10 protein-coding genes are annotated in these 12671 nt (G+C 57.7%); 4 read left to right on the forward strand and 6 right to left on the reverse strand.

The annotated features are described in order from the left end of the window. Positions 1–152 precede the first annotated feature (152 nt). From J3B00_RS13830 to J3B00_RS13850, 5 genes are all read right to left on the reverse strand, one after another. Complete coding sequence (locus tag J3B00_RS13830; protein WP_209868042.1) at positions 153–1472, reverse strand: FAD-binding oxidoreductase; 1320 nt, start codon at positions 1470–1472, stop codon at positions 153–155. 190 nt (positions 1473–1662) lie between these two features. After that, the gene (locus J3B00_RS13835) at positions 1663–2676 is read right to left on the reverse strand and encodes a GlxA family transcriptional regulator (RefSeq protein ID WP_209868043.1); all 1014 of its coding nucleotides are present in this window, start codon (positions 2674–2676) and stop codon (positions 1663–1665) included. 224 nt (positions 2677–2900) lie between these two features. Next, positions 2901–4244: a dimethylsulfonioproprionate lyase DddP gene (gene dddP, locus J3B00_RS13840; RefSeq protein ID WP_209868044.1), complete on the reverse strand. Its 1344-nt coding sequence runs from the start codon at positions 4242–4244 to the stop codon at positions 2901–2903. 157 nt (positions 4245–4401) lie between these two features. Continuing rightward, complete coding sequence (locus J3B00_RS13845; protein WP_209868045.1) at positions 4402–5637, reverse strand: aromatic ring-hydroxylating dioxygenase subunit alpha; 1236 nt, start codon at positions 5635–5637, stop codon at positions 4402–4404. A gap of 242 nt (positions 5638–5879) precedes the next feature. Next, positions 5880–6845 carry a LysR family transcriptional regulator gene (locus J3B00_RS13850; protein WP_209874859.1) on the reverse strand — a complete coding sequence of 322 codons (966 nt, stop codon included), beginning with the start codon at positions 6843–6845 and terminating at the stop codon, positions 5880–5882. 248 nt (positions 6846–7093) lie between these two features. Here J3B00_RS13850 and J3B00_RS13855 point away from each other — a divergent pair, with 248 nt between their 5' ends. Then, complete coding sequence (locus J3B00_RS13855) at positions 7094–8032, forward strand: LysR substrate-binding domain-containing protein (RefSeq protein ID WP_209868046.1); 939 nt, start codon at positions 7094–7096, stop codon at positions 8030–8032. Positions 8033–8099: 67 nt separating this feature from the next. Here the strand turns inward: J3B00_RS13855 and J3B00_RS13860 are convergent, their stop codons facing one another. Then, the gene (locus J3B00_RS13860; RefSeq protein ID WP_209868047.1) at positions 8100–8663 is read right to left on the reverse strand and encodes a helix-turn-helix transcriptional regulator; all 564 of its coding nucleotides are present in this window, start codon (positions 8661–8663) and stop codon (positions 8100–8102) included. A 238-nt stretch (positions 8664–8901) separates the two neighbouring features. On the opposite strand from J3B00_RS13860, the gene J3B00_RS13865 reads away from it, so the two are divergent. Genes J3B00_RS13865 through J3B00_RS13875 form a run of 3 tightly spaced genes read left to right on the forward strand, consistent with a single transcriptional unit; the run spans position 8902 to position 12261 of the window. After that, the gene (locus J3B00_RS13865) at positions 8902–10245 is read left to right on the forward strand and encodes an MFS transporter (protein ID WP_209868048.1); all 1344 of its coding nucleotides are present in this window, start codon (positions 8902–8904) and stop codon (positions 10243–10245) included. A gap of 57 nt (positions 10246–10302) precedes the next feature. After that, a complete protein-coding gene (locus J3B00_RS13870; protein WP_209868049.1) occupies positions 10303–11280 on the forward strand; it encodes a dipeptidase in 978 nt (325 codons plus the stop codon). Positions 11281–11328: 48 nt separating this feature from the next. Next, the gene (locus J3B00_RS13875) at positions 11329–12261 is read left to right on the forward strand and encodes a DMT family transporter (protein WP_348635949.1); all 933 of its coding nucleotides are present in this window, start codon (positions 11329–11331) and stop codon (positions 12259–12261) included. The last annotated feature ends 410 nt before the right edge of the window (positions 12262–12671 follow it).

Raw genomic sequence — 12671 nt, forward strand, 5'->3', positions numbered from 1 at the left:
CTTGTACCTGATATTGCCTTTTTGGGTTTGGGCAGAGCGAATCCACATGACGTGCAAGCGTCCGGGGTCGAGAGGCCGACTCAAAAACTCAGTGAGCGATGGCGGTGGTCGTTATTGTTATGTGGGTGTTACGGGCGAGCGTGCGAGCACACTCAACCTTCCTGTCCGGCTCTGAACTGTCCCCATTTGAGGTTGAGGTTGACGCCGACGTTGACCAGCGGCGCCGGTGGGTTTGCGCAGGGGCCGGCGGCGCCCAGAACAAAATCGATCAGCTCCGAGCGCTCGCCGGCCAGCCAATCGGCCATCAGCTTGCCGGTGGCCGTACCGCGGGTAACCCCCAGCCCGTTGCAGCCCAGGGCGCCATAGACGTTTGCGCGCAACTCGCCAAAATAGCCTTCGTGATTGCGCGACAATGCCAGCGCGCCGCCCCAGGTGTAAGCGAACTGCAGGCCCGGCAACATCGGGAAACGACGTTCGAACGAGGCACGGTGGCGTTTGACGAACCGCTCCAGGTATTTGGGATTGCTTCGTCCATCAGGGTTGAAGCTGAAACTGTTGCGAATCAGCAAGCGGTTATCCGGTGTGCGGCGCACCGTTGTGCCGAACGGGTCCGCTGGGATGACCCCCCAATACGCTTTGCCGCCCAAACGAGCCTGTTCATCCTGGCTCATGGGGTGGGTCAGGCTGGCGTAGGTGAAGACAGGCAGCATGCGCCCCTTGAGGAAACCAAAGCTCATGCCGAAGGCGTTGTTGGCCAGGATCAGCTTGTCGGCAATGATTGAACCGTGGGCATGCTTGAGCAGCGTCTTTTGGCCGTATTCCACCTCGGTAATGGGCGTATTTTCATACAGCGTCACATTCTTAGGCAGGGTGTCAGCCAAGCCCTTGACCAACGCCGAGGGCTGGACAAGGGACGTCCCGGGGGTGAACAGCGCCTTACGGTAAAAGTGCGTACCGATATGATCCGGTAGTTCACTGCCTTCGATCATCTGGTAGGGCTGGTCGAGCTTGTCGAGGCCGCTGCGGTAGGCATCGAGGACGGCGATACCGCGGTTCTCGACGGCAGCCTGATACTTGCCACAGTGTTTCAGCTGGCAATCGATATCAAACTGCTCGACCAGCGCCTTCAAGTAGTTTTTACCGGTCAGGTTCAGCTTCATCGTGGTTTTCGCGATATTGATATCGCCTATATAGTCCGGCGCACCGATGTCATGCGGCAGGTCGATAACAAAACCTGCGTTACGCCCGGAAGTACCGAAACCCACTTCCTGCGCTTCGATCAGCACGATCTGCTCGTCAGGGAAGTGCTCAGCCAACTGCCGCGCAGTCGCCAAGCCGGTGAAACCGGCACCGACGATTACCCAGCGGGCGCTGGTATTACCCCGATGCGCTGGGCTGACTGGCCGACCTTTGCTGAGGTGATACCACCCACAGGTTGTATCGTCGGCAGGCAGTGAGGATATTTTTGTCATGTCTCAAGGTCCTGTGGCAGTCGGTCCAGCCCTGATGAGGCCTGTAGCGAAGAGTTCGGGAAATATCTGTTTACCCGCAGCGATCAGTTCGCCTGTCGGCGGGCGAGCAAGCCCAGCCGGCTCGCACAGAGCCTGGTTCTGAATACTCAATAATCAGCGGTTGATCAGACGTGCTGACAGCGCGTCAGCACTACAGCTCGTAACGCGCCTCGCGAGAGGGCGGATAGCCAAATAAAGCGCTGTAGCATTTGCTGAAATGGCTGCTGGAAACAAAACCGCAGGCAAGGCCGACATCGACGATCGAGGCGCTCGAGTTCTGTATCAAACGACGGGCCTCGGTAATCCTGAACTGCAGGTAATACTTTTGCGGCGTTGTTGCCAGTTGGTCACGAAACAGCCGTTGAATCTGCCGCTGGGACAGCCCTACATACTGTGAAAGTTGCTCCGGCTCAATCGGCTCTTCCAGGTTCGATTCCATCAGCGTGATGATCTCGCGCAGGGGCGAGGTCAGGCGCTGTCGGCTTGAATTGGCGCTGCTGCGATAACGTGACTGGTCATAGTCGAGCATGTCGAGCACTGCATCGGCCAGGTTGCTCCCGGCGCACTTGGTCAGCCATGTGAGCATCATCTGAAAAGCACCGGCCGGTGTCGCCGCCGTCAACCGATCGCGATCGAACACCAGCGTGTCCAACGAAACATTTGCATGGGGTGAGCGCTCGGCAAGCGCGGTGCGTTGCTCGGGATGTATCGCGCAGCGGTAACCATCCAGCAGGCCGGCTTTGCCCAGATACCAGGCACCATTCCAAAGACCCCCGAGGGTCATGGGCAGGCTCGCCAGTTTCTGCAGCAAGGTCACCAGCCAAGGCGGCACGGCGCGCGGGGTACGCAGCCCGCCGCAGATGATCATCAGGTCAAGGTCGGCCAGACGTACATCTGTCAAAGGGGTATCGGGCCTGATCGGGATGGCCAGGTCACTCATGACTTCAGCGTTGTTCTGGCTGAAGGTATGCACCCTGACCGAACCGGGCTGGATAACATTAGCCGTAACCAGAACATCCAACGACTGGGTAAAGCAAGGAAGTGAAAAATTCTCGAGCAGTAGAAAGCCGATTTTTGAAGGCTTGCGGGTCGTATTGTTCGAGGTGGTATACCGCAAATTTCTGTCAGCAAATTTGAGGCTGAAATCCTTCACTAAACTTTTCATAGTCGTCACGCTGCCGTAAAAGGCTCGGCTGAAGATCCTGATACAGAATCTTTGCCCAATAATTATTGTTGTGCTGCACGGGATGTTTCAAAAGCTTGATGTCAAATCTATTATTGATGGCCGGCAGCGTCCAACAACATTTCCACGGCACGATTGATAACCCATGGTTATTCAAGCAGCCGCGTCGCCGGCCAAGACAACGCGCTGTCGGCAGCCGCAAGCGCTCAGTCGCGCAAGAAACTCTCATCAAACGGGTAATGGGTCAGCAGCTCGTAACCGGTCTCGGTCACCAGTAGCTGGTTCTCCAGCTTGATGCCATCGCGGCCGCCGACTTCCCCGATGTAGGCCTCGACGCAGAGGGCCATGCCAGGCTCCAGCACGCCTTCATATCCATAGGATTCAAGATCTTCCGGATAACGTATGCACGGATACTCATCGCACAACCCGACGCCATGGAACAGCACGCCATAGCGTTGAGCGCGGCACGACTCGGGAAGGCGGTGGGCGAGGGCGGTCAACTCGCTGAAGCTTACGCCGGGTTTGACCAACGCTATGTTATGGCTGATGTGCTCGTGGGCAATTCGGTACAGCCGTTTCTGCTCGGCCGTCGGTTCAAGCCCGCCACAGATCCAGCTGCGCGACATGTCGACACACATGCCATAGACACCAATCAGGTCGGTGTCGAAGGACAGCAGATCACCATCGCTCAGCACCCGCGGTCCAGACTCCTGGAACCAGGGGTTGGTGCGCGGGCCAGAGCTGAGGATGCGTGTTTCGATCCACTCACCGCCTCGGCGGATGTTGCCTGCGTGCAGTGCAGCCCAGACATCATTTTCCGTCACGCCTGCGCGCATTGCCTGATGCATTTCGCCTATCGCTGCCTCGCAGGAAGCAACGGCGCAGCGCATGGCCTTGATTTCGTCGGGGCCTTTGATCGCCCGCGCGAACTCGGTTACTTCCTGGCCATTGTGCAGTTGCACGCCAAGTGCATCGAGCGCGCGCACGCCTGACAACTCGATACGGTCCACCGCCAATCGACGGTTTGTGCCGCCATGCTGGCGCAGCAGCTCGTCCACCTGCAGCGCGAAGCGACGCGCATGTTCATCAGTGCGGTCACCGGTCTCGAAATAGAAAAAGGATGCGCCACTGCGCAGTTCAGTCACCAGTGGCAGGTGCGCACTGAGGTGGTCGCAGCCATGAAAGTCCCACAGCACGACATGTCCGCTGGCTGCGACGAAGCAGGCACGGGCGGGGTTGTGGGTGGTCCACAGCTGCATGTTGGTGGTGTCGGTGGCGTAGCGAATGTTCAACGGATCGAATAGCAGAATGCCGGCCAGGTCGCGCGCCACCAGCTGTTGCTGGATCCGTTTCAGGCGATATTCACGCAGGGTCGGCAAATGGGGTGGTGGCAGCGCCAGCGCCGCCCATTCCGCGAATGCGAGCGGGGTCGGGCCAATCTCCGCGCGGTCATTGTCATCAGGTGAACCATCGGCTTTCAGGGCGGCGGCGAAACGCCTGGCCGGGTCGATGCGGCGATTGTCAGGTGCGATGGAAAACGGTGAGGTCATTAGCGGCTCCGGTGATCTTGTTATTGTTCTGATCAGCGATCGCGCGTCACGCCTTTGATGCAGCACGCGCTACGAGGGGCGTGAATGCGAGCGCGTCAGGGCTGCAGAGCAGCCCCGGTGTAGTCAAGCGAGACTAGATTTGAAAGACCTGCTTGCCTCAGCCAACTGAGCGCAGAGGGATCGGCCCTTGCAGCCGGTTCAGCAGTGTCTCGCAGTACCAGTCGTCAAACTGGCAGACGCCGTTTTCGGCATTTTCAGAGAAGGGGCCGGGCTCATAGGATGGCGAGCTGACGCCAGCGTGCGTTCCCTCCACCAATTGGCGATCCTGATCATTGGTGGCCAGCCATACCTTGGTGAGGCGGTCGAGGTCGTAATCGACGCCTTCCTCCGCTGTCTTTGGCACCAGCCACTTGGTGGTTACCAAGGTTTCGCCTGGCCCGATTGGCAGCACGCGGAAACTCAAGGCGTGGTCGCCGAGAAAGTGATTCCAGGTTGACGGGTAATTGAAATACAACAACGCGCCAATGTCTTCTTCACCGCTTTGGTCGAGTCGTCCTGCCACGGCAGGCTTGCCATCCATGGTGTAGCTGACAGCACCTGCCGACAGCGGAATACGCGTCATGCGGAAGCGGCCATTGGGGTCCATCAGCAGGCGGCTTGGCATGCCGGCGCTTTCGCAGCGGCTCCAGTGGGCGGTCAGCTCTGGATCATCGTCGCCTCCCACCCCGGCCACGGAGAGGTTTTCGACGAAGGAGTTCATCAATTCCGGGTGGGTACCGTCGCAGTGGAAACACTCACGGTTGTTTTCGAAAACAAGCTTCCAGTTGCCTTTCTCGACAAGGTTCGACTCGAACGCAACTTTGCAGTTTTCAAGGAAATGCGGGGCAATGAAGGGGCTGACCGATGCACGGAAAGCCTCGAAGTCGGGTGCAACCTCTGCGACGCACACATAAATATAGGTATGGACGATTTCACAGTGCACCGTCTTCAGGCTGTACTGCGACTTGTCAAAATCAGCGCCCATGTTACCGGCGAACAGCAGGTTGCCATCCAGCTCGAAGGTCCACTTATGGTAAGGGCAGACCATTTTGGCGACCTTGCCCTTTGCATGCTCACACACCTTGGCGCCACGGTGTCGACAGGCGTTGTGGAAAGCCCGAACCTGACCATCCTTGCCCATCACCACCGCAACCGGGTAGTCACCAATTTGCAAGGTGAAGTACTGCCCAGGTTTCTCGATCTCAAAGGTGTGCCCGGCGAATACCCAATCCTTGTGCCAGATCTGCTCCAGATCATGGCGATATACTTCAGGATTTATATAGAGTTCGCGCGGGAGCGAATGCCGCGCTTTTCTTTTTTGAATGAGGCCAATCACGGATTCTTTGCTATTCATTATTATCCTCCCATCATCCGTCTGTTAGACCCACGACGAATATGCGGTGCTAGTATTCTTGGGCTAGGCCGGCGAAGTACACAATGCCGGTCGCGCGGGGTATGTTAAATGGCATAACCTTATGTGATTTAAAAGTTACGCCAGCTCCGGCAGTGCAGCAAACGACTTTTTTAAACGCTCTTCGATGATTTGGCGTTATGAATCAAACGGTAACCCTTGGCACTGACAGTCGGTGAGCGCAGTCAAATGCACCAGCGCGCAAACTTGGACAAAACCCAGTCGCGCACCCTTACGCACGCGTCGTCGCTGGCAGTGCTTTCGCGGCAGGCGAGGTAATGCAGGCTATTGCGCAGCGTTGTCTGTTCGGCCACTGGGCGCACCAGCATGCCTTTATCTACCATGGCACTGACCAGTTGATTCCAGCCTAACGCGACGCCTTGATGGGTGAGCACCATGTTGATGATCAGGTTGTAGTCATTGGCATGAAACAGCGGCGGACTGTCAGCAGGTCGCTCGTCAATATCTACGTTATGCAGCGCCAGCCACACGCCCCAATCAACATGTTCGGCTACCCCCGATCTTCCAAAGGGGCTCAAGTCGAGCAGATCAGCATTGCGCAACCCTTCAAGCGTTGCCACTTCCGGGTGCTGTTGCAGATAAGCAGGCGAACAGATCGGGTAGATGACGTCATGGCACAGCGGGTAACTTTTGTAGCCGACACCGGGTGACGAAAGTTTCGAAATGATGATGTCCGGTTCCACCCCAGGTTCCATGTTGACAAAGTTCTGGGTGGTGATGAGGTTGAGCTCGATATCAGGATGGTTGACGCGAAACTCCGGCAGGTGCTGCGAAAGCCAGAAGGCCGAGAAGGCCGGCGAGCAGCATATGGTGAGAATATGCTTTTGCATTGGCGCATTGCGCACCCGGTCTGCCGCTTGGGCGATGTTGACGAACGACAGCTGAGCGGCTTCAAAAAACACCGCGCCCGCAGGCGTCAGCTCGACAGTCCGTCCACTGCGCACGAACAGTTGCGCCCCGAGGCACTCCTCCAATTCACGAATCTGCCGACTGATCGCTGCCTGGGTAACACACAGGGCCTCGGCTGCACGCGTGAAACTCCCGTATTTGGCCGCCCCGACAAACGCCTTCACCGCCCGCAAAGACGGCATTCGCAGCAGCAGGGTGTCAGGGTCAACGTGACGGTTCAACATGATTAACTCCCTTGCAAACATGCCTTGATGCGACCGAGATCGCTTCAGGGGACTGCTTTTCCATGGCGCACCCGTCTTTGCAGCGTGTGTGTGATTCTCAGGGCGCGGTGCTGGGCTGACAAACGAGATTTGCACCTCATTCACTTAACTTATAGTTATGGATTCTCGCTTTTTCGCCATGCTGGGTCTAGGACGGGCTATGGCCTGCGCGTAAGCTAGCTGATCATCACCCGCCGTGAGTCATCATGAACTTCGCCAGGCATCTGCCACCGCTGAACGCATTGAAAACGTTCGAAGCCGCTGCGCGCCACCACAGTTTCAAGCGAGCGGCTGAGGAGCTGTTCGTGACCCAGGCGGCGGTGAGCCGGCAGATCCAGGTGCTTGAAGAGTTCTACGGACTGAAGCTGTTTGCACGCCTGAACCGCCAGGTGGCATTGACCCCTGAAGGCCGCGCGCTGTACGACGCGGCATCGTCTGCGTTCTTGAGCCTCAGCACGGCGTCCTATGCACTGCTCAACAATACCGCTACGGATTACCTGTCGTTGTCCACCACCGGAGGATTTGCCCAGCTGTGGTTGATGCCGCGTTTGAGCTCGCTGCGCCAGGCTTGTCCTGAGCTGAAACTGAATATGATCAGCAGTGAGACCAACCCTGATTACCGGGAGCGCTTCCAGGCTGCCATCACGCTTGGGTTGGAAGAACACCCCCAATATGCGGCGACTTATCTGTTCTCCGAAGAGATTTTCCCGGTATGCACGCCAGACTTCCTCGCTCGGCATCCAGGCATAAATGGCCTTGGCGAGCTGAGCGAAGTTCCTCTGCTTGACCTCAACGCACAGCACTGGGGCGCCCGTTTATGGGCGCCTATGGACTGGGGCTATTGGTTCAAGCAGTTGGGGGTAGTCGCCTCTGTCAATCGTCAGTCGATGAGCTTCAGTCATTTTTCAGTGCTTCTCGACGCGGTCCTTCAAGGCCAAGGCGTCGGCTTGGCCTGGCGCCACCTGGTACAGCACCAGCTCGACACCGGGGCTTTGGTACGGCCGCTTCCCGACCGTTTGCTCGCGCACGATAGAAAGCACTACTTCGTGTACAACCGCGACCCGGCAATGGAGCCGCAGATGCTGTGCATGCGCGAGTGGCTGTTGGCACAGACTGAGTACCTCAGGCGGGATGATCCACGCTGAGTGCGTCTGATGTTCGTCTCACCCGGGGGCTGGCCCCTCCGGGTAGAGCGGGTTGCGCCGGGGATGCCTAGTTGACGATGCGCCGAATAAGTTCCTGGGTGGAACTGACTGAATATTTGCGTAGCAGGCTTGCGCGGTGAATGTCGACCGTCCTGGGGCTGATACCTAGGTTTCTCGCAGCTTCCTTGCTCGTCAGGCCATCAACCAGCAGGGCGGCCACGTCTCGTTCACGGGCAGTGAGGCTGACCCTGTCCCTGAACACCGCCTGCTCTTTGTTGGCAGCCTCTGTGAATACCCAAGCCGCCAGCTCGTATGGGTTATCTTCAATGAATCCGTAGCCGCGCACCGTGACCCAGAAATGCGTCCCGTCAAGGCGGCGCATGAGGCGGTCATCTTCGAAGTCGGCATGCCTGGAGAGCAGGGGGCCGAAATGCTCCGCCGCGGTTTCAAAGTCTTTCTGCTCGGGGTACAGCACTGCAAATGAGGCGCCGATTATCTGCGCTTCGTCTGCGCGGAACATCTTCAGCGCGCGAATATTGCAATTAAGAATTACCCGATGGCGCGCGATGATCACTGCGACAGGTAGGTGGCTGAATAGAGAGTCCGGATTCAAACGGTCTTGTTCAAACATGCATGCTCCGCTACTTGATGAGTGCCTGGCGTCAATTACCTAGGTAATCAGGAAGTCTGGTGCCTGCGGCGCGGTGTACCTATCATGACACCAAGCCGATTTCCACCGCAAGTGCCCAATGAAGAGGCCGGAAGGGCTTGGTCCAGCCGTGCTCCAATAAGCGAATTCAAATAATTACTTGTCCAAAATTTATGCTGCCCATCCTGTTTAATTACAATAACCGAGGAGAGCACACACGATGAGCGAAACAATAAATGTATCTCCGGCTACACTGCGTAAGGTTATCGCTGCTGCGGCAGTAGGTAACTTTGTTGAATGGTTCGATTTTGCGGTATATGGATTTCTCGCTACGGTCATTGCCAAGCAATTCTTCTCGAGCGCCGACCCTAACGCGGCCTTGTTACAAACCTTCGCAGTGTTCGCGGTGGCGTTCGCCCTGCGGCCGCTGGGCGGCATTTTTTTCGGCGCGCTCGGCGATCGCCTTGGACGTAAACGTGTTCTCTCGGCAACCGTACTGATGATGGCGGGCGCCACAACGGTGATCGGCTTGCTTCCTACTTACGCAAGCATTGGCCTGATGGCGCCGGTGCTGTTGACACTCACCCGCTGTGTTCAGGGCTTTTCTGCGGGGGGAGAATATGCGGGTGCATGCGCCTATCTGATGGAGCACGCTCCGAATCACAAGCGTGCCTGGTATGGCAGTTTCATTCCGGTATCGACCTTTTCGGCCTTTGCCTGCGCTGCGGTCATGGCCTACCTGCTTGAGGCCAGCCTGTCGGCCGAAGCCATGGCTAGCTGGGGCTGGCGGGTACCCTTTCTCGCCGCAGCGCCATTGGGCTTGGTAGGTTTGTATCTGCGCTGGAAGATGGAGGAGACTCCAGCCTTTCGTCAGGCCATGGCCGAAGACAAACAGCATGCTCACTCACCCCTGCGCGAAACCCTGCAGCAGCAGAAAGGCATGATCCTGCGGCTCGGCGCGTTCATCTCGCTCACCGCGCTGTCCTTCTACATGTTCTCCACCTACTTTGCGACATACCTTCAGGTGGTCGGGCACCTGAGCCGGTCTCAGTCGTTGATAGTGTCGACGATAGCGTTGCTGTTCGCGGCGGGGGCCTGCCCGGCCGCAGGGGCTTTCTCGGATCGATTTGGTCGGCGCAAGACTGTCGCAACGACCTGCCTCTGGGTGATTCTGACGGTATTCCCCGCATACTGGCTGGCGAGTTCCGGGCAAATGCCGGCGGCGATTCTGGGTGTTGTCCTGCTCGCTGTAGGCGCGGTCCTGTCCGGGGTCGTGACGGCGGCGCTGCTCTCTGAGGTGTTCCCCACACGCAACCGTTACACCGCCTCGGCGATTACCTACAACGTTGCCTACACCTTGTTCGGCGGTACCGCGCCTTTGGTCGCCACCTGGCTGATCAACCAGAGCGGCAGCAGCCTGGCACCTGCCTTCTACTTGGTCGTCATTGCTCTGCTGGCCCTGGCGGGCGGCTTGGCGCTGCCGGAAACCTCACGGATTTCGCTGCATGGCGAACCAGAAGTTGAGCCTGCGCAAGGTCTGAAACGGGTCAGGCAGTCGGTCTGACGTAAGCAAACTGTGCGTGGAAGGTTCCACGCACGTTTTCCAGATAGGAGCTGCTAGATGAATGCGCGTGAAGTACACGACGACAGTATCGTTATCGACGGCTTGATTATCGCCAAATGGAACCGTGAACTGTTCGAAGATATGCGCAAGGGTGGCCTGACCACAGCCAATTGCACGGTCTCGGTGTGGGAAGGCTTTCAAAAGACCATGGACACCATCGCCGCGAGCCAGAAGCTGATCCGCGACAACAGTGACCTGGTCATGCAGGTACGTACCACGGCGGATATTCACAAGGCCAAGGCGTTGGGCAAAACCGGTATCTTGCTTGGCTTCCAGAACGCTCACGCCTTCGAGGACCAGATCGGCTACGTGGAGCTGTTCAAGCAACTGGGCGTAGGTATCGTTCAGCTCTGCTACAACACGCAGAACCTGGTCGGAACCGGCAGCTATGAGCGTGATGGCGGATTATCAGGGTTCGGCCGCGAGGTCGTCGCCGAGATGAACCGGGTTGGCATGATGTGCGATCTGTCTCATGTGGGGTCGCGCACCAGTGAAGAGGTGATCCTGACATCAAGCAAGCCCGTTACTTACTCGCATTGCCTGCCGATGGGTCTAAAGGAGCATCCACGCAACAAGACCGATCAGGAGCTGAAGTTCATCGCTGACCATGGCGGTTTTGTCGGTGTCACCATGTTTACGCCCTTCTTGGCCAAGGGGATAGACGCAACCATCGACGATTTTGCCGAAGCTATCGAATACATCATGAACATCGTCGGTGAAGATGCCATAGGCATCGGTACTGATTTCACTCAAGGTCATGACCAGAGCTTTTTCGAGTATCTGACCCATGACAAGGGCTATGCACGACGCCTCACACGCTTTGGCAAGATCATCAACCCGCTGGGTATTCGGACGGTAGGCGAGTTCCCCAACCTCACCGAGACGCTGCTCAAGCGCGGGCACCCGGAGCGGGTGGTGCGCAAGGTCATGGGTGAAAACTGGGTGCGGGTGTTCAAAGAGGTCTGGGGTGAGTGAGCGCCCAGTGCGGCTCACCCCAGCCTACAGTGTCTGTGGAGATACCTTGTGAGTAGTGTGGAGCAAAATCTTCGCGTCAATCGTTGTTCGCGCAATACTGTTCAGGTCGGCATAGGCCTGTGCCTACTGTCCATGTTCATCTTTGCCGCTCAGGACGGCATTACGAAGACGTTAGTGAAAGACATACCTGTCGGGCAATTGGTGATGATCCGTTATTGGTTCTTTCTGCTCTTCGCCTTGTGCTACTGCGCGTGCAACGGAGGCTTGCGTAACACATTGCGCTGCGCCCATCCCTGGCTGCAAGGTTGGCGTTCAGTGCTTGCTGTGCTGGAGATCGTGTTGTTCGGGTACGCGCTGAAATACCTGGGGCTTGCGGAGACCCATGCGATCTACGCCATATTCCCACTGCTGACGCTTGGCCTGGCGTGGCTGTTCTTGCGAGAACGCCTGACCTTGAGACAGTCGTTAGCGGCACTGGTAGGGTTCATCGGAACATTATTGATCTTGCGACCAGGGGCAGGGGTTTTCAGCCTTGCAGGGCTGATACCGCTAGGCTGCGCGTTGATGTTCGCTTTGTTCAGCATTATCACTCGCAAGATCAGCCAGGAAGACTCGTTTGCGACCAACACACTGTTTATGGGCTTGTGGGGGGCGATTGCTTCAACGGTAATTGGCGTGTCGCAATGGATTACGCCTTCGCCTGCCCAGTGGGGAATGATCGCAGTGTTGTGTGTTACCGGGATCAGCGCCCAGCTTCTGTTTCTCCAAGCGCTGAAATTTGCGCCTGCGGTCACGCTGCAGCCTTTCAACTACACCTTGCTGGTATTTGCTGCGGCTATCGGCGTCATGGTGTTTGGTGAAACGTTGAGTGTCGGACTGGTGGCGGGTGCGGCATTGGTGGTGGTCGGGGGGATGCTTTCGTTCAGGAGCAGCGGTCGCCAGTTGCACGATGACCACGAGCACACCACCACCCCTGTATGAGCGGGCTTGCCCCGCGAAGAGGCCGGCTCAGCCACCGTGGTGTAGGGCACCGGCTTTGCCGGTGTTCGCGGGGCAAACCCGCTCCTACAGGGGGCTGCGCTTGTTGATCTGGTCAGGCTCGAAGGTGGCTTTGTAACCGCTCAGATCAAATGCCAGGCCGCCAATGATTGTCAGTGGCACGATGGCCACGAGCAGGCCTCCAAACCTGTAGGAGCGGGCTTGAACCCCGCGAAGAGGCCGGCTCAGCCACCGTGGTGTAGGGCACCGGCTTTGCCGGTGTTCGCGGGGCAAGCCCGCTCCTACAGGGGGCCGCGCTTGTTGATCTGGTCAGGCTCGAAGGTGGCTTTGTAACCGCTCAGATCAAATGCCAGGCCGCCAATGATTGTCAGTGGCACGATGGCTACGAGCAC

The sequence above is a fragment of the Pseudomonas sp. BP8 genome (assembly GCF_017875955.1).
GTDB lineage: Bacteria > Pseudomonadota > Gammaproteobacteria > Pseudomonadales > Pseudomonadaceae > Aquipseudomonas.